The 25,611-nt window shown below is 47.3% G+C and carries 18 protein-coding genes; 7 read left to right on the forward strand and 11 right to left on the reverse strand.

From position 1 onward, the window contains the following. Nucleotides 1–117: 117 nt before the first annotated feature. Entirely contained in the window at nt 118–2,736 is a 2,619-nt protein-coding gene (locus tag H3001_RS08330; RefSeq protein WP_181214675.1) for an FN3 associated domain-containing protein, read from the reverse strand. Between the two features lie 394 nt (nt 2,737–3,130). Here H3001_RS08330 and H3001_RS08335 point away from each other — a divergent pair, with 394 nt between their 5' ends. Then, nucleotides 3,131–4,093 carry a DUF4476 domain-containing protein gene (locus H3001_RS08335; protein ID WP_178244650.1) on the forward strand — a complete coding sequence of 321 codons (963 nt, stop codon included), beginning with the start codon at nt 3,131–3,133 and terminating at the stop codon, nt 4,091–4,093. 183 nt (nt 4,094–4,276) lie between these two features. Here the strand turns inward: H3001_RS08335 and H3001_RS08340 are convergent, their stop codons facing one another. From H3001_RS08340 to H3001_RS08355, 4 genes are all read right to left on the reverse strand, one after another. After that, complete coding sequence (locus tag H3001_RS08340; protein ID WP_181214676.1) at nt 4,277–5,107, reverse strand: hypothetical protein; 831 nt, start codon at nt 5,105–5,107, stop codon at nt 4,277–4,279. Between the two features lie 138 nt (nt 5,108–5,245). Continuing rightward, entirely contained in the window at nt 5,246–5,896 is a 651-nt protein-coding gene (locus tag H3001_RS08345; RefSeq protein WP_178244648.1) for a response regulator, read from the reverse strand. A gap of 131 nt (nt 5,897–6,027) precedes the next feature. Next, complete coding sequence (locus tag H3001_RS08350) at nt 6,028–7,257, reverse strand: ATP-binding protein (protein WP_181214677.1); 1,230 nt, start codon at nt 7,255–7,257, stop codon at nt 6,028–6,030. A 105-nt stretch (nt 7,258–7,362) separates the two neighbouring features. Further along, a complete protein-coding gene (locus H3001_RS08355; protein ID WP_181214678.1) occupies nt 7,363–7,947 on the reverse strand; it encodes a tetratricopeptide repeat protein in 585 nt (194 codons plus the stop codon). Nucleotides 7,948–8,190: 243 nt separating this feature from the next. Here H3001_RS08355 and H3001_RS08360 point away from each other — a divergent pair, with 243 nt between their 5' ends. Next, nucleotides 8,191–10,836 (forward strand): valine--tRNA ligase, encoded by a 2,646-nt coding sequence (locus H3001_RS08360; RefSeq protein WP_178244646.1) that lies wholly within the window; start codon nt 8,191–8,193, stop codon nt 10,834–10,836. A gap of 130 nt (nt 10,837–10,966) precedes the next feature. On the opposite strand, the gene H3001_RS08365 is transcribed toward H3001_RS08360, so the two are convergent. From H3001_RS08365 to lnb, 6 genes are all read right to left on the reverse strand, one after another. Then, nucleotides 10,967–11,965: an MBL fold metallo-hydrolase gene (locus H3001_RS08365; protein ID WP_181214679.1), complete on the reverse strand. Its 999-nt coding sequence runs from the start codon at nt 11,963–11,965 to the stop codon at nt 10,967–10,969. 99 nt (nt 11,966–12,064) lie between these two features. Then, nucleotides 12,065–12,517, reverse strand: coding sequence for a hypothetical protein (locus H3001_RS08370; protein WP_181214689.1), 453 nt, complete (start codon nt 12,515–12,517; stop codon nt 12,065–12,067). Between the two features lie 64 nt (nt 12,518–12,581). Then, nucleotides 12,582–13,565, reverse strand: a complete 984-nt coding sequence (locus tag H3001_RS08375; protein ID WP_181214680.1) for a DUF6340 family protein — start codon at nt 13,563–13,565, stop codon at nt 12,582–12,584. Nucleotides 13,566–13,794: 229 nt separating this feature from the next. Beyond that, nucleotides 13,795–17,094 carry a preprotein translocase subunit SecA gene (secA, locus tag H3001_RS08380; protein WP_181214681.1) on the reverse strand — a complete coding sequence of 1,100 codons (3,300 nt, stop codon included), beginning with the start codon at nt 17,092–17,094 and terminating at the stop codon, nt 13,795–13,797. 170 nt (nt 17,095–17,264) lie between these two features. Then, nucleotides 17,265–18,848 carry an alkaline phosphatase family protein gene (locus tag H3001_RS08385; protein ID WP_181214682.1) on the reverse strand — a complete coding sequence of 528 codons (1,584 nt, stop codon included), beginning with the start codon at nt 18,846–18,848 and terminating at the stop codon, nt 17,265–17,267. Further along, on the reverse strand, nt 18,845–20,020 hold the full coding sequence (gene lnb, locus H3001_RS08390) for a lipoprotein N-acyltransferase Lnb (protein ID WP_394367799.1): 1,176 nt from the start codon (nt 20,018–20,020) through the stop codon (nt 18,845–18,847). The genes H3001_RS08385 and lnb overlap by 4 nt, the downstream gene beginning before the upstream one ends. Nucleotides 20,021–20,221: 201 nt before the next feature. Between lnb and H3001_RS08395 the strand changes: the two genes are divergently transcribed. Genes H3001_RS08395 through H3001_RS08415 form a run of 5 tightly spaced genes read left to right on the forward strand, consistent with a single transcriptional unit; the run spans nt 20,222 to nt 25,490 of the window. Next, on the forward strand, nt 20,222–20,950 hold the full coding sequence (locus tag H3001_RS08395; protein WP_178244641.1) for a type III pantothenate kinase: 729 nt from the start codon (nt 20,222–20,224) through the stop codon (nt 20,948–20,950). Beyond that, nucleotides 20,940–22,199 carry a hypothetical protein gene (locus H3001_RS08400; RefSeq protein ID WP_178244640.1) on the forward strand — a complete coding sequence of 420 codons (1,260 nt, stop codon included), beginning with the start codon at nt 20,940–20,942 and terminating at the stop codon, nt 22,197–22,199. Before H3001_RS08395 ends, H3001_RS08400 begins: the two co-directional genes overlap by 11 nt. A 32-nt stretch (nt 22,200–22,231) precedes the next feature. Then, the gene (locus H3001_RS08405; protein ID WP_178244639.1) at nt 22,232–23,593 is read left to right on the forward strand and encodes a tetratricopeptide repeat protein; all 1,362 of its coding nucleotides are present in this window, start codon (nt 22,232–22,234) and stop codon (nt 23,591–23,593) included. Between the two features lie 8 nt (nt 23,594–23,601). Further along, entirely contained in the window at nt 23,602–24,213 is a 612-nt protein-coding gene (lptC, locus tag H3001_RS08410; RefSeq protein ID WP_178244638.1) for an LPS export ABC transporter periplasmic protein LptC, read from the forward strand. A 20-nt stretch (nt 24,214–24,233) separates the two neighbouring features. Then, complete coding sequence (locus tag H3001_RS08415) at nt 24,234–25,490, forward strand: hemolysin family protein (RefSeq protein ID WP_178244637.1); 1,257 nt, start codon at nt 24,234–24,236, stop codon at nt 25,488–25,490. The last annotated feature ends 121 nt before the right edge of the window (nt 25,491–25,611 follow it).

Genomic DNA, 25,611 nt, shown 5'->3' on the forward strand with positions numbered 1-25,611 from the left:
AAGACGAAAGATGAAAGTCAGCGGCATAACCAAAAAAAATCCTCCTGCCTCGCCTTACAGTATTCTGACAACTCGGCGAGAGGCAGGAGGAATTCTTATGGGTTCTCTTCAGCAATCTTATTCCACTACAATTTCATCAATAAACATCCACGATTCTCCCATGACATGATGCCAGGACGGAAGTGTTTGCGGATGAGTTGCCTTGATACGTATGTACCGTGCCTTCTTGTTGATTTTGTCAATGACAAACGGGATACGGATATAATCGTATTCTCCGGCACCTTTTCTGGCTTCTCCGTAATTGATTTTTCCGGCCTTGCGGTAATTTTCTCCATCAGAAGAAATCCAGACTTCCAGCATTTTCGGTGGCATGACCCAGGCCGTCAGTGACTGCATGAATCCCAATTCCACCTTACGTATTTTCTGCTCTTCCTTCAGGTCGACAATTACATCCATGTCATTTTTGAAGTATCCGTGCCAGAGAGGGGCCTGCGCATTCATCGGAGCAAAGATACCGTCGGTCATTGCACCGTCTCCTCCGGCGTTGTATTTTGGATGATAAGGCTGCTGGTAAATCACCTTGGCATCAAGGGCCTTATGTGCGGCAATTTTTTTAGTGAGAACCGGATAAGCCTTTTCTGCAACAAATACCCGAGCCTTGATTTCCTGCACGCTGCGCACTTCAAAAGGTTTCTCGTATTTGGTAGAAGAAAGAGTCGGTTCACTGCCGTCAGTTGTATAATGGATTTCCCCACCCTGCAGGTAGCAGTCCATCGATACATTGAAGCCATGTCTGTCCGGAGTCCGGTCGGCCTGTATATGAATTTCCGGAGTAATCTGCACAAGGTCGAACCATGCAGTACCGGCACTGAGCAAGGTAATGGAGCCGGCAGCTCCTCCATGATGGGTACGCTTGTATTCTTTCGGCTTGCACACCAGTTCGTAGCGTTTCCATTCATCGGTCAGTTCGAAGGTCTGCTCTCCCAAAGAACCTAAAGCCAGTCTGAACTGCATTTTCTCTCCTTTTTCCTGATGTTGCTTCAGCGAACGGCGATCGGCCTTTGCCCATACAGAAAGGATATAAGTCCGGTCAGACTCATTGTCAATCGGGAAAAGTCCCCGGCTGGCTCCGGCATTCGGATAAGGATTGGTCAGGCGCAGAGAGGTTTCCCCGTCAAAAGCCATCCGGATATCCGGAAGCAAAGTCGCTCCATTTCCCCCGGCACCGCCAGATCCTCCGGTAACTTCTCCAGCTTCGGCAGATTCCTCAAAGCTTGGATTCACCATCAGGTTGCCACGAACCACTTTGGAAACTGGCTCTTCCAGGGTAATTTTATACACTCCGGTACCGAAGGCTGGGAGCATATCCTTGAGCAGTCTTCCATCGGCTGTCAGTTCACGGTTCTCAAAAATAACACGTGCCGTACAGGATTGAGGAGCCGCTTCAGGAAGGGTCAGCTGAACATTGCAAGGACGGTTTTCCATGTTCTGAGCCACCACCAGCAGTTTGCCGTTATGACGGTATACGCGTGCCTTCACCTGCTCGCTGCCGGTCGGAATCTCACAAGACTGAGCGTCATACAGGTAGGGCGCAATCTGCTGAAGTTCTACTGCGACCTCCTTGAATCCGTTCCATAACAGCGGAGAACCGGAATCGGGCATACGATGGAAACCCTGAATGCCTCTGGCACCTGCCAGGATACTGCCGTAACACATGGCACGTACTTCACGGGCACTGGGTTCGCGGGTCCAGATTTCTCCTCCTCCAAAAACTTGAGGAACGAGCCAGACGGCTTTCTCATAACGCATCTGATCGTAAATCTCCTGAATCATCCGTGGTGCTTCGGCCGCAGGTGCGTTAGGTATAGGATATGGGTCGGCCATAAGAATATCGTATGTATGCTCATAGCGCCTTGCAGGAAGGGAACTGATGATGACCACAGATATCGGGTGATACGGATCGACCTCGTGAATCAGGTTGTAAGCCCTTTCCAGACTCTCGGGACTGACTCCCTGTCCGTCGGGTTCATCCGCAATGTAATACGACAGGATGGCCGGATGGTCTTTTACCCGCATGATTTCTTCACGAAGCAGGCGGAAGCGTTCTTCTTCGCTGGCCGTACTGTGGGTATTGCTGCCTCCCTTGATTGCAGACAGTCCGGACACATTGTAGTTTACCTTGATGCCGAGCTGGGCACAGAGATCCAGGTATTTCATCCGGGCATCGTGGTTCTCGGGTTCAATATTGTGATATGGAGAATACAGGTTGATACATTGGGTGACCTCACTTTTCAGAAAGGGATAGTTGTGCCCCTGCAGACTGGAGTAAAATCCTGTCGGCAAGAAAGGATAACCGTCTACCTGAAGTCCTCCGGTAGAGTAATCAATCTTTACTTCGTTGTCTGATGGAGCCAGCCGGAGCAGGTTGACTTTATATTCCTGGCTTTTCCCCTGGTAATCCACGGTTACCGACCGTTCGTTGTTACCGGGTTGCAGGTGTTGCATATTCACACTCAGCAGATTGACTCCCTGGTGCAAAGGATAGCTTGTCTGGTCTAAAAGTGCCTTTCCGGTTCCTTCGGGCAGATAAATCATGATTTCAGCCTCTTTTTCCGAGGTATAATAACTCATCCTGGAATTGACCTTGATGTCTGCCGCAGCGGCCGGAAGTATGGCAGCCGACAATGACAGGAGGGCTCCTGCCAGCAGTGAGAAGCGATAACGGTTGTTTTTCATGGTGTAATTGATCGATTAATTAAGTTTACAATAAATGCCTATTGTGAAGAACGGAAGAATTGCAGGTTCTTCCATTCTTTGTCTGAACAAAGTTAGAAAAAATAAAAGAGATAAAGAGCAGAAGATGCATTATTTTATACGAGATTTTTACAGGGTTAATGTTAACTGACATTGCCCAAGCGAAAAAGAAAGAAGTGGGAGATAGATCACGCAGCCCCTTACAGTTGCGGAAATCCCTATTACATTTAGGGAAACCCCTTCTCAGAAATAGTTGATTTATGAGGAAAATAGCTGTTTTTTACGCTACCTTTGTTTAGCATTTGAATATGGCGGGCAGGATTGCAGCCGCAAGACATTTGCAACGAAGTATGTGAACGAAAAGGACAGACAGATTATGAAAAAGAAAATGATGCTGGCGATGACAATATTATTCCTTTCAATGAATAGTTGTAGTTTGTTGTCGTATGGAAGCAAGCAGGAAGCTGCTTCAAAGATTAAGGAAGGAATGACTCCGGAACAGGTAACTGCCTTACTTGGCACGCCTGATTTTAAACGATCGGAGTCTGGAGTCGAGCAATGGGAATACCGTAATGCTTATTATTGGCAAAACTCTCCGGTGACGGTCGTGATTGATTTTTCAGGCAAGCGGGTTGTGGCATACGATTCGTTTCCGGAATCGGAGCGCCGGCAGGATGTGATGGTTGGCGGTCGCCCCACACCACCGTTCATCGCCATATGTCCTCCTTCCGTATCGGAAGCTGACCGTCGTTTTGAGGACTTGTACAGAGACATTAAAAACGCTCCTTTTAAGGACGAGCAACTGGAACGATTGAGGCGCGAGGCGGTCTACGGAAGATTTACCTGTGCCCAATGTGCCCGGTTGTTAGCCCTGCTGCAGTGGGATGATGAAAAACTGGAGTTTTTAAGGATACTGGCTCCCACAATCGTTGATAAATACAATGGAGATTTGCTTACGAAACAGATGACCTTTGACAGTGCAAAGAAAGAAGCAAGAAGATTATTGGAACAGGCCGCTGATTCGGACCCGTTGCTCCCGGTAATGGACTCCGGCAGTTTTGAACGTTTCTATGCGCAGGTAAAGGGCAAGATGTTCAAGGATGAACAATTGTCATTGGTGAGGAAGAAGGTAAAACTTGTCAGTTTCACTTGTGCCCAATGTACCCGTCTGTTGCACTTATTCGACTGGGATGATGACCGGTGGGCAATGCTCCGGATACTGGTTCCTGTAATTGCTGACCGTCAGAACGATGAACAGATTGTGAAATGTTTTGAATCGTCATTTGAAAAGCCGAAAGTACGCAGAATGCTGGATGAGTACCGGGTTGTTCCGCTATAAGTGCAGCTACGGATTTATCAGTACTCACCCCATTACACTTAACTGGTGAAAATTATCCTTAAGAAAAGCCATCAACCGATTTTGCAGAACACAGCACAAATCGGTTGACGGCTTTTCTACCTATAGAGCCTTCTGAAAAATACTCCTGTGAAAAGGATTTTCCTTCAGATTACTTTTCTGCTTTCAATAATAATCGACAGAGAAAAATATTGGAAGTATGCGGTCGGACGCATTCATTTGGCTGAAAAACGCATCTAAAGCCTTTTCATGATGACTAAGACTGATGCCGTTTACAAAGAAATTACCATTGACAATTACTTCATTCCACTTTTCCGAATCCTCCTTCATCAGTCTCTCCAGATAAGCCTCAGTGACTGACAGAGGAGGCAAATCAGATTCTATAATAAGTTGAGCCCATCTTCCCCAATAAATAGTCTGTACATACACTCGCCTATCTGACTGGTTTTCCGGAAAGTATTTTTGAGGAATATACGAACAGAAAGGAGATATATAATACTCTGCAAAAAATATCGTTTTATACGGATATGAACTTTTGTTCTTCTCGTAGAAAGAACGAATATACTCTGTTGCGGAGGAATCTGTCACATTATATTGTCCGAAAGCATAATAAGTGAAAAGTACTCCATCTTTGTTCCTTTCTTGAAACTCAACAGACTGAAAAGCCTCAGCAGTTGCTTTTTGAAACGCCTTACGATTGGCACCTCCGATAATTTTAGAAATATGACATGCTGGCTTAAAGTCAAAAATATAATAGACAGTATCTTCTACTAAACATGAACTCTGAACATTACCATTTTTAAAATCATGAAGACTTCCGGTTAGCAAAGGAACTATATTATCAGTTGAATACCAATAAATATTATCCGGTAAATTGCCGGATTGATAAGAGCCACCAGAAGAAGATGTATCCGGAGAAGATACAGGATCCATATCTGCCTTGCATGAAAGAAGGATGGAAACTAATACTAATAGAATCGTTCTTATATTCATCATCGTACAATATGCAAAAATGTTTTTTATTCTCGAGCCAAACAGTCATCATCAATTTCAGGGAACAAAAATTCCCATAAGATTACCCATACAAGTTTTATTGCCTTCCTCCGTTTTTGCCGAAGAAGTACACATTACACTTCAAACTTGAACCAACCTCATCCGAATTGCTTTCACAACCAGCTCTACGGCATTTCGAGCTTCAAGCTTCAACATAAGACTCTTCCGGTGCGACTCGACTGTATTAACCGACACGTGCAAACGCTCCGCAATTTCCCGAGTCTGCATGCCAGCCGCTATTTCCCTCAGTACGTCTTTCTCCCGCTGCGTTAGCCACGTACTGCACTCGGTCATACCCTTCTTTCTTTTACTCAACCGCAATTCAAATTCCTCAAACTTCTGAGAAAAGTATCTGCCTCCCTGTAACACTACTCTCACTGCTTTCGTCAGTTCAGAAACATCACCAGATTTAAGAACAACTCCATTCAAATCCAACTGCAAAGCTTCCTTAATTACCCAAGGTTCTCCATGCATCATACTCACAATAATACGTGCTGACGGATATGACCGGCGAATTTGCCTCAATAGGGTAAGATTCTCCATCTCTGGAAGTTCAACATCCAAAAAATATAAATCAAAACTTTGCAGTCCATGCATTGAAAGCACTTCATTTCCAGACGAAGCAATACATACCTTTCCTATCTCTGGCATTTTTGCAATGACAGATTGAAGACCTTGCAAAATCAAGGCATGATTATCAGTCAATAAAACTGTAGCCTTTTTATCACCCATTCAATCTTCTTGTTTAGTCAGACATCTACTCCGGAATAAAAATCCTTCTCTCAACCTGTCAGTCTCTTTTAGTTTTTACAAAGGAAAACAGTTTTAATGAAAGCACCTTCACCGAAAACCGTGATTTTCTCCTATTTTTTCTCCGATGCACACAAATCTACCCACACACTGACAGATATTTCTTTTTCAGTATTCAGTTCATATCGTCCATGAATCATTTTCAGGCGGTCTTCCATCGTGCGCAGACCGATGCCCCCGGAAACTTCCGATCCTGCGTTCTTCCATTCCCCGGCATAAGAGAATGTCAACTTCAGCATCCGGTCTCCTTCGCTCATTTCCACAAAAATTTCAGAAGCAGTTCCATGCTTCAGGGCATTGCTGCACAACTCCTGTACGATACGGTAAATCTCATAACTCACTTCCTCCGCTATCGTATGCCATCCGTGCTGGGTCTGTGACAGATAATGCACCTGCAGTCCTGCCTGTTTTTCTATCTTGGCAAAATAATAAGACAACATTTCATCCAGGTCAGTCAACTGAAAATCTGGGGGCATCATTTCGTGCGACAACGTCCTTACCCCGTTACGGATTTCATCCAGCATGCCGATAATCTTCTGCTTTACCGAAGCGTCCAGGCCACTTCTTTCCAGTTGCATACTGGCCCCCAGCAAATCACTGCACACCCCGTCGTGCAAGTCTTTCGCAATGCGTTTTCGCTCGTTCTCCAGTCCTTCGATATACCGCCTGACAGATACCAGTTCCGACTCCTTTTTCCATAACCTGCGCTTGTGCTGCCAGACAAAGAATCCCGCCAGCAGGAGAAAGACAGAGAGTCCCAGATAAATCGTCAGCCTCAGTTTCTGCGCATTCTGTTCAACCTGTTCTTTTTCAAGCCGAGAAATCTTCAGTTCCTTGGCACTCAAATCCAGTTTGGCACTCAGTTCCGACATTTCCTGATTCCGCTCCACGTTCCTGACAGAATCCCTGTACGCATATGCATCCTGAAGATGACGGAAGGCCTCCTTGTAATTCTGCAAACCCTCATAATTCCGGGCCAGAAGAATATGGTACGGCTCATAAGATATCTGTGCCACCATTTCCTTATGTGTCAGCAGCAACTCCAGGCTTTTCCGGTAATCTCCCATCCAGTTGAGCAGACTGGCCTGAACCCCCATAAACTCCAGTGCCGTAGGACTTCCGGGAGGAATACTGGCATACAACTGTTCTCCCTTCTGCAAGTAGAGACGTGCCGAATCCTTCTTGCCCCACAACTGATATGTACTCAGCAGCGGACTCAGTGAACTCATGGCCAGCAAAGGCTGGTTTTCGGCAATGGCATTCTCCACGTTCTCCCTCAACACCGCAGCCGATTCCGGAAACTTCTTCAGCCGGGCATATGCCGAACCAATCAGAATCCGTGCATACTGTTCGGTAGACCAGTCGTTCGCCTCGGCTGCATACTGAGCCTACAGCTTACCGTTCGTAAGCGACTCTTCGTATCTGCCGTCTGCATGAAACATCGCACCTATATTATAATAAATGGAAGACAACGTGCTCAAGTCACCTGCTTTCTTCGCCAGATCTGTAGCCAGGTTATAATAGTATAAGGTTGAATCCCCCATTCCCAGTTTCCTGTAAACCACCCCAAGTCCCATATGTACGGCCGCTTCAAACTCGTAATCCCGCTCCTCAAGTCGCGGAAGATGACACAACAGCTGAAAATATTTCGATTTGGCCTTGTCAAAATCTCCGGTTACATAGTCATGAGTAGCCGCAGTATTGAACAGATAAAGATAGGCCTTATCCGTAAAATCGGGTTCCGGATACAATTCCATTCCCTTTTCCAGATAATAAGAAGATGAGTCCCAGTTCAAGGTTTCATAAATACTGCTGAGATTCTGATATATCTCCAGCATTTTACGCGAGTCTCCCCCTTTCTGCCGAAGAGAAGACAGTTCAAGCTTCAGGCTGTCTATTTCGGAGACATCAGCCTGTACGGAAAGAGCTGCCAGACACAAAGCGCCCGCTAAAAAAATCGATTTCGTTTTCATGGATATGTAGATTATGTAGATAATGTTAACGGCTTCCCCTATAAAAGCCGGATTTTTGTCTTTATTTTTCCCATCCAAATATACGAAAAGGCAGTCAAAAAACGAGGCAGATTTGCACAAAATACTAATTTTCGATTCAGACTGTGCTCATTATCTACTTTTTATTCGGTTATTCCACCGTTTTTCTATATTTTTGCATCCAATATTTCATTAAAGAATCATATTTAAACAAGTTATAATAAAATGGAATTAGCAAGTAAGTATAACCCCGCTGACGTGGAGGGAAAATGGTACCAGTATTGGCTGGACAACAAACTTTTCAGTTCTAAACCTGACGGACGTGAACCTTACACCGTCGTCATTCCGCCGCCAAACGTGACCGGAGTGCTCCACATGGGACACATGCTAAACAATACCATTCAGGATATTCTGGTACGTCGTGCCCGTATGACAGGAAAAAATGCCTGCTGGGTACCGGGTACAGACCATGCATCTATCGCAACCGAAGCTAAGGTTGTCAACAAACTGGCTCAACAGGGCATCAAGAAAACCGACCTGACCCGCGAAGAATTCCTGAAACATGCCTGGGCATGGACAGAAGAACACGGAGGCATCATTCTGAAGCAGTTGCGTCGTCTGGGAGCATCGTGCGACTGGGACCGTACAGCGTTTACCATGGACGAGACACGCAGCAAGAGCGTTATCAAGGTGTTTGTTGACCTGTACAACAAAGGTCTCATCTACCGTGGCGTACGTATGGTAAACTGGGACCCGAAAGCCCTGACAGCGCTGAGTGACGAAGAAGTAATTTACAAGGAAGAGCACAGCAAGTTGTATTACCTGCGCTATAAAGTAGAGGGAGATGCCGAAGGACGCTACGCTGTAGTTGCCACTACCCGTCCGGAAACCATCATGGGAGATACTGCCATGTGTATCAACCCGAACGACCCGAAGAACGAATGGCTGAAGGGCAAGAAGGTCATTGTTCCGCTGGTAAACCGTGTCATCCCGGTAATTGAAGACGAATATGTAGACATCGAATTCGGTACCGGCTGTCTGAAGGTGACTCCGGCCCACGATGTAAACGACTATATGCTGGGAGAAAAATACAACCTGCAAAGCATTGATATCTTCAACGACAACGGTACCATCAGTGAGGCTGCCGGCATGTACGTAGGAATGGACCGTTTTGATGTACGTGAACAGATTGAAAAGGACCTGGCTGCAGCCGGCCTGCTTGAAAAAGTAGAAGCCTATACCAACAAGGTAGGATTCTCAGAACGTACCAACGTAGCCATCGAACCGAAACTGTCTATGCAGTGGTTCCTGCGCATGCAGCATTTTGCCGACATGGCTCTTCCTCCGGTAATGAACGATGAACTGAAGTTCTATCCGGCCAAATACAAGAACACCTACCGTCACTGGATGGAGAACATCAAGGACTGGTGTATCAGCCGTCAGTTGTGGTGGGGACACCGTATTCCGGCATACTTCCTTCCGGAAGGCGGATTTGTAGTTGCCGAAACTGCAGAAGAAGCCCTGAAACTGGCTCAGGAAAAGACCGGAAACAAGGACCTGAAGGTAAGCGACCTGCGTCAGGACGACGACTGTCTGGATACCTGGTTCTCTTCATGGCTGTGGCCTATCTCACTGTTCGACGGTATCAACCATCCGGAAAACAATGAAGAACTGAAGTATTACTATCCGACTGCCGACCTGGTAACCGGACCGGATATCATCTTCTTCTGGGTAGCCCGCATGATCATGGCCGGATACGAATACATGGGCGACATGCCGTTCAAGAACGTATACTTCACAGGTATCGTACGCGACAAGATCGGACGCAAGATGTCCAAGTCACTCGGTAACTCACCTGACCCGCTGGATCTGATCGACCAGTACGGAGCCGACGGTGTACGTATGGGTATGATGCTGGCCGCTCCTGCCGGAAACGACATCCTGTTTGACGACGCGCTGTGCGAACAGGGAAGAAACTTCAACAACAAGATCTGGAATGCTTTCCGTCTGGTGAAAGGATGGCAGGTAGCCGATATCGAACAGCCGGCTTATGCCGAAATGGCTGTCAAATGGTTCGAAAGCCTGCTGGTTAAAGTATCTGCCGAAATCAGCGACCTGTTCAGCAAATACCGTCTGAGCGAAGCCCTGATGCTGGTTTACAAGTTGTTCTGGGATGAATTCTCAAGCTGGTACCTGGAAATGGTGAAACCGGCTTACGGACAGCCTATCGACCGGAAGACTTACGAAGCTACCCTGCATTTCTTCGATGTACTGCTGCGTCAGCTGCATCCGTTCATGCCGTTCATTACAGAAGAGTTGTGGCAGCACATTTACGACCGCAAGGAAGGTGAGAGCATCATGACAGCACAGATTGAGAAGTACGACGACTGCGATCTGGCAGCTGCTACTGAACTGTGCAATGTATTCGAACAGCTGAAGGAAGTCATCTCAGGTATCCGTAACATCCGCCTGCAGAAGAACATCGCACAGAAAGAAGTGCTGGAAATGTTCGTCCTGGGTGAAGACACCAGTCTGATGGCTTATGCGGAAATCATCAAGAAAATGGGCAACCTGTCGAATGTAACTGTGGTAACCAGCAAACCGGAAGGAGCCGCTTCCTTCATGGTCAGAACCACAGAATATTTCATTCCGTTGGGCAACCTGATTGACGTAGAAGAAGAGCTGAAGAAACTGGAAGCCGACCTGAAATATCAGGAAGGATTCTTGCAGAGCGTATTGAAAAAACTCAGCAACGAGAAATTCGTCAGCAAGGCTCCGGCCAACGTCATCGAGATGGAACGCAAGAAACAATCGGATGCAGAGACTAAGATCGCTGCCCTGAAAGAAAGTATTGCTGCCTTGAAGAAATAAGCAATCACATCCAATAACATTAAGAGCTGCAACCGTATCTTACGATTGCAGCTCTTTTGTTTTCTGTATATTTCCCGGACAGGGACACAAGAAAAATCATTCATTTGTCACATCTTCCGGCCGGCATTACTCAACGCTGGTGCTTCAGTTTGACGATTTCTCCCAATTCGGGCATCAGTATCTCCATTCCCCGCTTCTTCGCCTCAGCGGCAAATACATGCGGCGGATCGAACAAGGGTTCATCCGACAAGTCAAAAGTTCCATAATGCATCGGAATCGTTACATGCGCATGCATGTCTGCCGAAGCCGTCAGCGCATCATACGGAGAAATGTGATTCGGCTTCATGAACCAGCGGGGTTTGTAGGCACCGATTCCCACCATGCAATAGTCGATGTGCGGAAACATCTCCGGCAACTCCGAGAAATGATGCGCATAGCCCGTATCCCCACTGTTATAGATGGTTATTCCATCGGCCTCAATCATGAACGCTCCCCACAGACGCTCTCCTCCGTCGCTCACCCCGCGCTTGCTCCAATGCTGGGCAGGAAGAAAAGTCAGCGACAGTCCCTCGTCCTTCCACTGCTGGTACCACGCAGCCTCAATCACCTCCATCGACGGGAACCAGCCCTTGATCAGTGCCCCGGTTCCGATTCCACAGAAGAGTTTCATCTGAGGATTCATTTCCACCAGACGTGCCACACTCGGTTTGTCCAGATGGTCAAAATGATCGTGACTGATCAGCAGGTAGTCAATCTGCTGAAACGCCGAGACATTGGCCGGAAAACGGCTGCGCCGGCGGACAAAAGGAATACTGTCGAAAACCGGATCGATCATGAAACGCTTTCCTCCCAACTGAAGGAAAAAAGAATTATGTCCCAGCCAGATCAGTGAATTTCCTACCACATGATCCAGCGAATGCAGGAAATGCACCTGCGGATTCCATTTGATCATTTTTTTCTCCTTCCGCTGGGGATTCGGAGAAAAACGCCATTTCAGCACACTGCCTACCCCCGGCTTCCAGCGATGCTGACGGTTAAAGAAACGCCCGCCGGCAGTCGGATTCCCCCTCCAACGCGGATTGACCGTATGCAAACGGTCGTTTTTACGGAAAACTATTCGCTCACCCATAATTCTGCTGCAATAATTTATCTGAAAACAACAGAAGTCTATAAACACCTCCCAAGATGCTTATAGACTTCCGCTTTATCTTAATCTCCCAATAGCCGATTATTCCTTTTCCAACAGATTTTTCAGGAAATCATCCAATTCCTGATCCAAACCTTTCAGAAGTTCTCCGTCCAGCAGCAATGTATCCTCATCGTCTACCAACATCAGTTCTGACACCGTCTCCTTGTCGTCATCCACCAATACAAAAGAGTAAGGCTTCAGCAGACATACCTTGTCCAACATTCCTCCTTCTCTCAACGTTTCAATTTCAGAACGGAGAACCCCTTCCACTTCGGTATAGAATTCATCACTCTCATAATTTACCCATTCATCAATAATCGTACGCGCCAATTCCTGGTCATCGTCATCAAAGATAATGAGTTCACCACTGTCTGACTTAGGCAGCAAGTGAATATCAGTCACTACGGAACGTTCATCTCCTGACACGAATCCGCAAAGAGCTTCTCTCAATGCCGTCTGAATGGAAGAGCGTGAATTTTCACTTATATTCATCATGCTATTTTATTTTTTTGTTACTTCAAATGTACAAAAAAAATCATTCCTACAAGCTATAATCCTAAAATTTGTTTTGAAAACGGCCCATTTGCGTGTTCAGATACATCAAGTCCCTGGTCCGCTGTTCCAGCTGAGATTCATAAAACTTTACGATGCGCTCTTCGTCACTGCCTGTGTCAATCAGGGCCCGGGATTTTTTCAACCAGTTCAGTGCCTCCTGCAAGTCTCCCAGCATCTCATTTCCCAAAGCCAGGTTGAAGGCTGCACGGAATTTCATGCCCTTGGCTTTTGACCGGTCGTACAACAACTTCCACTGCTCACAGGCCTGTTCCCAGTTGTGCTCCTTCACATACACACCCGCATCACGCATCTCCACCGTACCTCCGTTATAATAAAGACGGTCAGCCGTAGTCCAATATGGAACCATCTGACGGCACAGACCGGCTACAGCCATCCGGGTTCCTTCTTCCAGCAGTTGTTTGTCCGATGAAAGCATCTGAATGTCATAGTCGGCACTGTCGGCCACTGACAAGACCTGTACCGGAGCCATACGGGAAGGCACATACACACTGGCCACCGACTTTACCTGCATGCGCAGCACCGGCCAGGGAGCAGCCAGGCCCGGATAATAGACTTCCTCCTTACGGGTATGCACCGACACCCGGTCAAGCGAAAAAATCAGATCGGCATCCAGCCCTTCCGCCAGTCGCGCGACCTCCGGCTGTGAGAACGATGCAGCCCCGTTTGCCGGATGCACCACCGAATCACAAATCATCACCTGATCGAAATACTTGGAGTCTGCCAGGGCCCCTGCCAGCATTTCCGCCGATTTCTTACCCGGAGCGTCCAGGTCACCCAGTGTAATGATTCCCGGTTTTCTGTACTCCGGAGTCTCCGGCATATTATTGACTACCGCTACATGACTGATGGATTCCGGATAACTAATCTTAGTCGGATTCAGCTGGTCGAATGAAAGAACTTCCAGCGAAGTGCAGGAGGTCAGTACCCCCATCCATACCGCAAAACAAAATACATATGCTTTCATAACTCTTCTTTGATTACCAACAAAGGTAATGATTTTTGTGAAATATCAGTCCCGTTTTACTTACAGCGCCATATATTTTCAAGAAAGCTAACCAAATATCAGATAAATTATGGAAAATTACCGGACAGCCCGATACTGACTTATTTCCCCTCTCCCCTAAAAGAAAAATCTCCCTCCAAACCCTCTTGAAGGATCTGGAAGGAGATTGATAAGAAATTCAGTCGCCGACTTATTCTTTGTCGCGACCGTGACAGTTCTTGTATTTCAAGCCGCTGCCGCAAGGACAAGGATCATTGCGTCCTACAGTCTTTTCCGCACGATACGGTTCCTGCTTTGCTTCACGCGTATCACGGCCTGCAGCCTGCTGCTGAGAAGGATCGTTCAGATCGGCTTTCTCTTCGCGGTACTGCTGACGGGGAGCTGCCGGTTCGGGAGCTGCCTCGCGTACCTGTTCCGGTTCCTGTACCGGGATCTGTCCGCGCATCAGTACAGAGATGGTACTGTTGTTGATCTTGTTGACCATGTTGTCGAACAGGTTCACCGATTCCAGCTTAAAGATCAACAGCGGATCTTTCTGCTCGTAGCTGGCATTCTGTACAGAGTGTTTCAGTTCATCCAGCTCACGCAGGTTTTCTTTCCATGCATCGTCAATCGTATGCAGCAGGATAGCTTTTTCGAAGGCCTTCACGATAGCCTTGGACTCAGTTTCGTATGCCTCCTTCAGGTTGACTGAGATGTTGTACATACGCTTGCCGTCTGTAATCGGAATCATGATATTTTCATACATATGTCCCTGTGCCTCGTAAACCTGCTTAATCACCGGATTGGCAATCTGAGCCATACGTTCAGTCTTGCGCTTGAAGAGAGCCATAGCCGATTCGAAAGTCATTTCTGCCAGAGTCTCACGCTTCTTGTTGCGGAAATCGTCTTCATTAAACGGAATTTCCATTGCCAGTGTCTGAAGTACTTCCATCTTGGCATCTTCGTAAGTCGGCTGCTCAACTGCATTGGCACAACGGTCCCAGATCATATCTGCGATATCCATACCGATACGTTCTCCCATCAGCGCATGACGACGTTTCGTGTAAACTACCGTACGCTGCTTGTTCATCACGTCATCGTATTCCAACAGACGCTTACGGATACCGAAGTTGTTTTCTTCCACCTTCTTCTGAGCACGCTCGATGGACTTGGAAATCATGCTGTGTTCAATCATCTCACCTTCCTTGAATCCCAGTTTGTCCATATAGTTGGCGATACGGTCGGAAGCAAACAGACGCATCAGGTCGTCTTCCAGAGACACGAAGAATACAGAAGAACCCGGGTCACCCTGACGACCGGCACGACCACGCAACTGACGGTCTACACGGCGAGATTCGTGACGTTCCGTACCGATGATAGCCAGACCACCTGCAGCCTTCACCTCATCACTCAGTTTGATATCGGTACCACGACCTGCCATGTTGGTAGCAATGGTTACCGTACTGCTCTGACCGGCCTTAGCCACGATGTCAGCTTCTTTCTGGTGCAGTTTGGCATTCAGTACATTATGCTGGATCTTACGCAAGGTAAGCATCTTACTCAAAGTTTCAGAGATTTCAACCGAAGTTGTACCTACCAGTACCGGACGTCCGGCAGCAACCATCTTTTCAACTTCTTCGATGACTGCCTTATATTTTTCACGCTTGGTCTTGTACACACGGTCGTTCATATCGATACGTGCAATCGGACGGTTGGTCGGAATCACTACTACATCCAGTTTGTAGATGTCCCAGAATTCACCGGCTTCTGTCTCAGCCGTACCTGTCATACCCGAAAGCTTGTGGTACATACGGAAGTAATTCTGAAGCGTAATGGTTGCGAAAGTCTGTGTCGCAGCCTCTACCTTCACACCTTCCTTCGCTTCTACTGCCTGGTGCAAGCCGTCGCTCCAGCGGCGTCCGTCCATGATACGACCGGTCTGTTCGTCCACGATCTTCACCTGACCGTCCATTACCACATAGTCGGTATCTTTTTCAAACATCGTATATGCCTTCAGCAACTGGTTGATGGTGTGTACACGTTCCGACTTCACTGCATAGTTGGTCATCAGTTCATCCTTCTTGGCCAGTTTCTCTTCGTCGCTCAATCCGGTTTCATTTTCCAGTGCAGAAAGCTGAGAAGCGATATCCGGCAACACAAACAATGTCGGATCCTGTGAGTTACCCGTAATCAGGTCCACACCCTTGTCGGTCAGGTCTACGCTCTTCAGTTTTTCATCGATCACGAAATACAGCGGTTCTACTGCCTCAGGCATACGCTTGTTGTTCTGCTCCATGTAGATTTCCTCCGTCTTGAGCATACCTGCCTTGATACCCGGTTCACTCAGGAACTTGATCAGCGGCTTGTTCTTCGGCAGTGCCTTGTGGCTGCGGAACAGGGCCAGGAATCCGGCTTCCACATCTTCCTTCTTATCCGAAGCAATCAGACGCTTGGCATCGGTCAGGTACTGAGTAGCCAGACGGCGCTGTGCTTCTACCAGACGTTCTACCAGCGGACGGAGTACTTCGAACAACTGCTGGTCGCCCTTTGGCACCGGACCTGAAATGATCAGCGGAGTACGGGCATCGTCAATCAATACAGAGTCGACCTCATCGACAATCGCATAGTTATGCTTGCGCTGTACCAGGTCTTTCGGACTGATGGCCATGTTGTCACGCAAGTAGTCGAAACCGAATTCGTTGTTGGTACCGAAAGTAATATCGGCCATATAAGCCCGGCGACGAGCTTCAGAGTTCGGCTGATGCTTATCGATACAGTCTACACTCAAGCCATGGAACATATAAAGCGGGCCCATCCATTCCGAGTCACGCTTAGCCAGGTAATCGTTCACGGTTACCACGTGCACACCGTTTCCAGTAAGTGCGTTCAGGAACACAGGCAAGGTAGCCACCAAAGTCTTACCTTCACCGGTTGCCATTTCCGCAATCTTACCCTGGTGCAGAACGACACCACCGAACAACTGTACATCATAGTGTACCATGCTCCACTTCATGTCGTTGCCACCCGCTACCCAATGGTTTTTCCAGATAGCCTTGTCACCTTCAATCCGTACGAAGTCCTTTCCCATGGCAGCCAGCTGACGGTCCATATCCGTTGCCGTTACCTCCAGTTCCTCGTTCTCTGCAAAGCGCCGGCCGGTATCCTTTACAATCGCAAAGGCAGTAGGCAGTACATAGTTCAATGCCTTTTCATACTTGTCCAGCACCTCTTTTTCGAGTTTATCGATCTGAGCGAAAATCGGTTCACGCTTTTCCAGATCCGTAGACTCGATGGTCGCTTTCAGTTCCTCAATTTTACGGTTCTCTTCTACTGCCGACTCACGGATGTATTTCTTCAGTTCTTCCGTTTTCGCACGCAGTTCATCGTGACTCAGCTTTGCAATTTCAGGATACACTTCTTTTACCTTGTTCACCCACGGCTGAATTTCCTTCATATCGCGTGAAGCCTTGTTCCCGAAAAGTTTGCTTATAAATTCATTAAATCCCATTGTATATTGTTGTTTTTATTATTATTCATGTTACTATAATCCCGACCTGCAGTATGACGGAATCTTCCACATGCTGCATGTCCTCAGCCGGCAACGGACACTTCTTGCCTTGCCAAACTGTTGCAAAGATAACCAAGTTTACCGATTATCTCTTAAAACTTACCTGTAAATTACTTGCGAATTCCGATAAGAGGGGCTGTACTCGCCGCATTGGGCGCCCGGATACGCATAAAATGAGCGACTGTAGGAGCCACGGTAGATATTTTTACGGGCACATACAGTGTTTCCGGCTTCACGTTAAAGCCGAAGAATATGAGAGGAGTGGATACGTAATTGTCGCGTACCACTTTTGCAGTCTGTGAATATTCGTCCACCACCGTCCATCCCGGCATGACCTCTACATAGATGTCGCCCGAACGGCTTGGACTGAAAGAATTACGGATTTTATCGATACGAGGGGTCCAGGCTCCCAGGAGCAACCGCTGGGAAGAATAGACAGAACGCACTCCGCTCATCTGAACGATAAAGTCGGAAGAGCGGTTCAATATTTCCGTAAGATTGATTTTCTTTTCCTCAATCAGCTTGTGATTCAGGTAGATATGACGGTCATAGTAGTTTTCCACGTACTGTCCCGGACCGTAGATGGCCATCAGGTACATATTCAGCAAGGCCCCGCACCGCTTGATATGAAACTCTCCGCCCGGAATCTTGTACACATCCGCATCCTTAGGCTCCGGATCATGAAATCCGGTTGAAGTAATGAAGAAGAGCGTATTTCCGAGCCCCACCTTACGGTCGATAAGGTCCAGCAGGTCGCCGATGCTGTTGTCCAGACGGACATACATGTCCTGGATTTCCATGGCATACTCGCCGGTCGACTTATGGTCGTAGTTTCCGGCATAATACGACAATGCCAGCATATCCGGAGTCCAGTCACGTCCGATATCGGTACGGTTCAGACATTCGGCCACCAGGCGGTTGACCTCGTCGTTCACATACGGACTGGTCTTGAATTTCTTGTATTTCTCTGCACGTTCATCAAAGAAATGATGCTTGAAGGTCAGCTGCTTGACAGCCGAAGTGATGTAACGGTACGAAGATACCGGCAGATACGGTTCCCATGTCATATCCGAAATACGGAAATCCAGTCCGTCACGGTCATTGTAGGAAGTCACCCATTCCGGAAAATCCCCGTAATAGGTCGAACCCGCCCACTTGCCGGTCGCATCATTCAGCCAGAATACTCCTTTAGCCACATGTCCGGCCGCAAACACCGCCATCTCACGCATCGGAGCGATGGAATATACATGTGCCGTACCCTGACTGGCTGCCATCAGCTCGTCCGACAAGGTAGACACCAGCAGGTGCTGCGGAGAAGTACTCTCCGTGGTATAGATACCCATATAGGCAGGGTCATCCACAGCCTTCACCAGGCGCAGCGTATTGCGGTCCATCCAGTAATTACCCACTACCCCGTTGTAATAGGGAGTGGTTCCGGTATAGATGGAAGCCACGGAAGAAGAATGGTCCAGATGATTGAAATCGTATTCCGCATTGCAGTACACGCGGCCTTCCTTGAACAGACGCTTGAAGCCTCTCTCCCCATACAAAGCCGTAAATGCCTCGATGTAGTCGGCGCGCAACTGGTCAATGGTCAGCCCCACCACCAATTTAGGCACAGGCGACGCGTTTTGTGCCTGCAGATTGGCGAGCACAAAAGCGGTAATCAGGGATGTGAGTATGCGTTCTTTCATTGTTTCTTTTTCCAAACTAATACATAGGCCGCCGAGTTAACCAGCAAACCGAGGGCCAAAGGTAATACTGTTAAATTAATTTTTTGCCCACAAAGCGGGACAATAGCTATAAAAAGTGTTAAATATACCAGATTTACCCAGTGATAGTAATCTTTTTTCCCCTTTATCTCCCGATACACCAGGACCGGAAGATAGCATAATGGCAGCGGATTGAGCCACATCAGCATCCAGTTCGAACCCACAGTGGGGTGTATGGAGAAGAAAAACAGGAAGGCAATGATGCAGCCTGCCACCCCCTGCGACAGGAGCAGGAAGGCCGTCCACCCCCAGTAGGCCTTTGCCGTCTTCCACTGGCCCCATGCCATCAGCACACAGAGCAACAGAAACAGGGAAGCGCATGCCATCGGTGAAAGCGGAAACTCAGGAACCTCCTCTACCGGCTCTCCCTGTACAATCTTTGTTTCGGCAAGCACCAGCGGACGGGTCTTCCCTTCGGCATCGACAATACGCGCCTGAGACGCATAATGCTTCATGTAAAACGGAGAGAACATCTGCTGACGCTGGGTAATCTCCTCATCGGCTTCCTTTCCCAGACAGAGGTCGATGCCGAATTCGCTCCACTCCGCTCCGGAAGTGAACTCGTGCACCACACTCCGGTACGTACGTCCGTTCAGACTGTCTCCATAGACCACCTGCCCTGCAATGCTCTGTTCGATGCGGTCGCGGGCACGTGTCGTACAGTTGTCATAGAAGTAATTATAACGGTAGGTCCGGTTTTCCGGCAAATAGTTTCTTTCGAGTCTGTGCAGCAAGTCCTCCTTCTCCGTCTGTGTCAGGTTCAGCTCCTGCTGATACACGTCGGAGCCGCGCAAGGCATATTCCGCCTCGAAATACCTGAAAGGAACAATGCCCAGCTGATAATCGGTCTCTCCCTTCACAAACCGCATGATGAAGTTCGGAGTATTGAAACTGAACATGCCATAGTTGAACACCAGGTCAATCTTGCGGTCGAAATTCTCATAACGGATGGCCGTATGTCCGAACAACGCATAAATCTCCGGTCCGGGAGCGCAGGTCAGCAGACTGAAACGGATACTGTCCTGTCCGGTTGCCGGCAGATTCCACCCCAGCAGCAGGGAGAGCATGCACACCAAAAGCTTATTTTTCCACATAAATATATATACTTGATTATTTACATCCGCATACTTCTGCAAAAAGTGCAGGGCATGCCGTTTTTTCCAAAACCCATTTGTCATTAATCCGGGCACAAAAATAGTGCGAATTATTGACACCATCTAATAAAATCCCACATTATGATTTGTTTCTATTTATTTTTTGCGTTACTTTGCAACCAGAAAAACAAAAACAAGAAAGTGAACTTAATAATCGACATAGGAAATACGGTGGCCAAACTTGCCGTATTCAATGATAAGGGAGAAGTAATGGAGGTTTTGCGAGGCTCGAACCACTCGCTGGATTGCCTGAAGATACTTTGCCACAAATACCCCATCACGCAGGGAATCATTGCAACCGTCATCACCTTGAGCAATACGATACGCAAACAGCTTTCGGCGCTTGACATTCCCATCATGGAACTGACCCATAAGACTCCGATTCCGATACAGAACAGATACAAGACACCCGAGACATTAGGAATGGACCGCCTGGCTGCGGTGGTAGGTGCCCACAGCATATGCCCCCACAAGAACCTGCTGGTGATTGATGCCGGGACTGCCCTCACCTACGAATTCCTGGATGCAGAAGGGAATTACTGGGGCGGCAACATTTCCCCCGGAATATATACCCGCTTCAAGGCCCTGAACGCCTGCTGCGACAAGCTTCCGCTGATTGAGAAAGGAGGAGACCTTCCGGACTTCGGATACAGTACGGAAACGGCTATCCGCGCCGGAGTCATCAAAGGAATGGAATTCGAAATAACCGGCTATATTACCCTTATGAAGAAGAAATATCCGGACCTTTTGGTTTTTTTAACTGGCGGAGACAAATTTTCTTTTGATACAAACTTAAAAAGTATCATATTTGCAGACAGATTTTTAGTATTGAAAGGTTTAAACAGAATATTGGATTATAATGTTAAGTAACAAAGTACTTGTGAGCGCACTGATGATAGCGGTATCTGCCACGGCAGCTGCACAATCAAGCTCTAACTCTCCTTATACAAGATACGGTCTGGGCGAATTGTCGGATCAGGGATTCGCATACAATGCCGCAATGGGCGGTATCGGATACGGAATACGGAACAGCGGACATATCAATGTGATGAACCCGGCTTCATTCACTTCTGTCGATTCGCTGTCTTTCATGTTCGATGCGGGCATGAGCCTGAAGCGTTCGAACTTTCAGGAAAACGGGATAAAGAGCAGCGCCCAGAATTCCAGTTTCGACTACCTTGCCATGCAGTTCAGACTGCATCCGAGAATAGGTATGGCCATCAGTTTTACCCCCTTCTCTACGGTGGGTTATAACTTCAGCCAGTCGAGAGCGGTTGCAGGACGTGAGGACGTAACGGCAACCAGCGTCTTTTACGGCGACGGAGGCCTGCAGCAGATTACGGCCGGACTGGGAGTAAAGGTACTGAAGAACCTGTCAGTCGGTGTCAATGCGGGTTATCTCTATGGCAACATCAGTTATCAGAATGCCATCGGGTTCAACACCAGCAGCGACCAGACGAACATTTACAACAAGATTAATGTAAGAAGTTACGTAGCCGATTTCGGTATCCAGTATACACAGCCGCTGAGCAAGACCGACCAGTTGACCTTCGGTGTGACTTACGGACTGGGACACAACCTGAACTCTACGGAGACAAAGGGCATACAGGTAACCGACAACCAGAACTATTCGGCCAGCAACGAAACGACAATAGAGGATTCGTACGGAATACCGCATAAACTGGGAGTGGGTGTAGCCTATAACCGGGGAAAGAACCTGACTGCCGGAGTGGATTATTCGTTCCAGAAATGGTCGGATGTAAAATACGACAATCAGACCGGACTGTACAAGGACCGTTCAAAGATAGCAGCGGGAGCTGAATTTACTCCGAACCCGATAGGAAGAAACTACTTCAAGAGAATCAGATACCGCGTGGGAGGATATTATTCAACGGCCTACCTGAAACTGCCACAGTATGAGGGACCGTCGGAATACGGAATCAGTGCCGGTTTCGGACTTCCGTTGTATCTGTTCCAGCGAAACAGCGTATTGAACATCACCGGACAGTACATCAAAGTCAACCCTTCGGTGGCCGGCATGTTGTCTGAAAACCGTTTTGTCCTTAAAATAGGACTCACATTCAATGAACGCTGGTTCATGAAATGGAAAGTTAACTAATTATCACATAAGAACAACTAAATTGATATACAATGAAAATGAAAATGTTTACAATGCTGTTTGCTTTGTCAGTAGGTGCAACAGCAACTTTTGCTCAGAAAGGAGTAGAAGATGGTTCTCGTTTTGGACACGGTCAGGACAGTATCCGTTGTCTGCAAAATATCAGTATTTATACTGAATATGTAAAAACGGAAAACTTCAAGGACGCATATACTCCGTGGAAAGCAGTTTTCACTGAAGCTCCGTTTGCACAGGTAGGTACATATACCAACGGTGCCAAGATTCTCCGTGCACTGATTGCAAGTTCAAAAGACGGTAAGCAGCAGAAAGCATATCTGGACGAACTGATGGCCGTTCACGACCAGCGTATCAAATACCTTGACCAGCTGAACAAACTGGTGAAAGCCAAAACTACCAAAGGTGCTATCCTGGGTATGAAGGCTCACGACTACATCATCTTCTCAGGACAGAACGTAGACGTTAACCAGGCTTACAACATGGTGAAGGAAGCAGTGGAAATGGAGAAGGAAAACTCTGACTACTTCATGTTCCAGGATATGATGGATATTTCATCAAGAAAACTGAAAGTAGATCCTAACCACAAGGAACAGTTCATCCAGGACTACCTGGCTGTAGCCGGATATGCAGATGCAGCTTTCAAGGCAGCAACCAAGAAGAACGAACAGCAGATGCTGAAGATTGCGAAGGACAACGTAGATGCTTACTTCATCAACAGTGGTACAGCTACTTGTGAAAACCTTCAGGCAATCTATGGCCCGAAAGTAGCACAGAACAAGAGCAACCTGGAATACCTGAAGCAGGTTATCTCTATCATGCAGCTCTTGAAATGTACTAACGAAGAAGCATATTTCGAAGCTTCAGAAGCCGCTCACGCAATGGAACCGACTGCAGCAACAGCTGCCGGATGCGGTTACATGTACTATAAGAAAGGTGATATCGAAAAGAGTCTTAACTACTTCGACCAGGCTATCGAACTGGAACAGGATCCTGTAGAAAAGGCAAACAACTGCTACAACGCTGCAGTAGTTCTGATGAGCAAGAAGCAGTATTCAAGAGCTAAACAGTACGCCAACAAGGCTATCTCATTCAACGCCAACAGCGGTAAGTCATACATTCTGATTGCTCAGATGTATGCGGCAAGTCCGTCATGGAGCGATGAAGCTGCAATGAACAAGTGTACTTACTTTGCAGTACTCGACAAACTGGCACGTGCCAAGAGTGTAGACCCGAGCGTAGAAGAAGAAGCCAACAAACTGATCGGTATCTATTCAGGATATACTCCTAAAGACGAAGACCTGTTCTTCCTGGGATTGAAGAAAGGTGATACTGTCAACATCGGTGGCTGGATTGGAGAAACGACTAAAATCAGATAATCATTTTTATGTCATATACACATAAAAACAAAAAGAATTTGATTCCTTTAAGCATAACAGTTGCCATCTGGGCAACTGTTATGTTTCTTTTGTTACCGGCATGCGGAAAGAAGAAAGAATTGGCGGCAGCCATTGACACCACTCAGGTTATCCCCGACATGCTGACAGAGGGAGTAACTACCTATATTTCCGACTCGGGAATGATACGTTATAAGATTATCACTGCCGAATGGGAAATCTACAGTCAGGTCGACTCTCCCTACTGGGCTTTCGAGAAAGGCATCTATCTCGAGAAGTTCGATACTTTGTTCAATCTGGATGCCAGCATAAAGGCCGATACCGCCTATTATTACGAACAGAAAAAACTATGGAAATTGCTGAGTAACGTACATATCCGCAGCCAGCGGGGCGACCAGTTCGATACGGAACTGATGTACTGGGACCAGAAAGAAGAGAAGATCTACTCCGACCGTTTCATACGGATCGAGCAGCCCGACAAGATTCTGACGGGATATGGTTTTGAATCAAACCAGCAAATGACTGAATACCAGATATTCAACAACACAGGTATCTTTACAGTAGAGGATACCGCTCCGGCAGATACTACCGGCAAACAATAGAAAATTCGTACCAATCATCTATGGGACTCATTATAAACCTGCTTATCTCAATGGCTTTTTCCGCTTTCTTCTCGGGAATGGAAATTGCCTTTGTTTCTTCAAATAAACTTCGTTTTGAAATGGGGAGAAACAACAGTCTGTCGACCCATATTCTGTCCATCTTTTACCGCAACCCCAACAACTTTATCTCTACCATGCTGGTGGGGAACAACATCGCACTGGTTATTTACGGTATATGGATGGCCCATCTCATCGAAGACTACCTGCTGGGAGGAATCTTTTCGAATGAAGCCGTACTGGTATTCATACAGACCATCCTGTCTACGGCCATCATCCTGGTGACGGGTGAGTTCCTTCCCAAAACCCTTTTCAAGATCAACCCTAACGCGACCTTGTATTTTTTCGCCATACCGACGTTCATCTGCTATGTCGTGCTCTACCCTATCAGCAAATTCGCTTCCATGCTGTCGACCGGTCTGCTGTGGCTGACAGGCACACGCATCAACAAGGAAGTAACGGACAAGGCATTTTCGAAAGTGGACCTGGATCATTTCATCCAGAGCAGCATCAACGAATCGGACAACCAGGAGGAAATCAATCCCGAAATCGAGATTTTCAAGAATGCACTCGATTTCTCCAACATAAAAATCCGCGACTGTATGGTGCCGCGTACCGAGATCATTGCGGTGGAGCAGAATACGCCGCTCGAGACGCTGAAGGAGACTTTCATCGAAAACGGTATCAGCAAGATCATCGTGTACAAGGAAAACATCGACAACATCATCGGATACATACATTCTTCGGAAATGTTCCAGACTTCGGAAGACTGGCAGCAGAACATCCGTACCCTGCCCATCGTTCCGGAAACCATGGGAGCCCACAAGCTGATGAAACGGCTCATGCAGCAGAAACGCTCACTGGCCGTGGTAGTCGACGAGTTCGGAGGTACCTCGGGAATCGTGTCGATGGAAGACCTGGTGGAGGAAATCTTCGGTGACATCGAAGACGAACACGACACCAACTCCACCATCGCCAAGAAGATCAAAGAGAACGAATACATCTTCTCCGGACGACTGGAGATTGAAAAGGCCAACGAAGAATTTCATCTGGATATTCCGGAAAGCGACGAATACCAGACCATCGGCGGACTGATCCTGCACAGCTATCAGAGCATTCCGAAGGCACACGAAACCATTACCGTACAGAAACTCCAGTTTACCATCATCAAGGTAACGGCTACGAAAATCGAACTCGTAAAAATGAAAATCAAAGAATAAACCGTGACAAAAATCTCCTTTTGGATAAGGAAACTATTTTTTTTATCAAAAAAGGAGCCTACTAAACACATTTTTTGTATCTTCGTGCGCTAAAGAAAAAAACAATAAACAAAATAATAAA

Origin of the sequence: Phocaeicola faecicola (genome assembly GCF_013618865.1) — a bacterium.
In the GTDB taxonomy this organism is placed as follows: Bacteria; Bacteroidota; Bacteroidia; order Bacteroidales; family Bacteroidaceae; genus Phocaeicola; species Phocaeicola faecicola.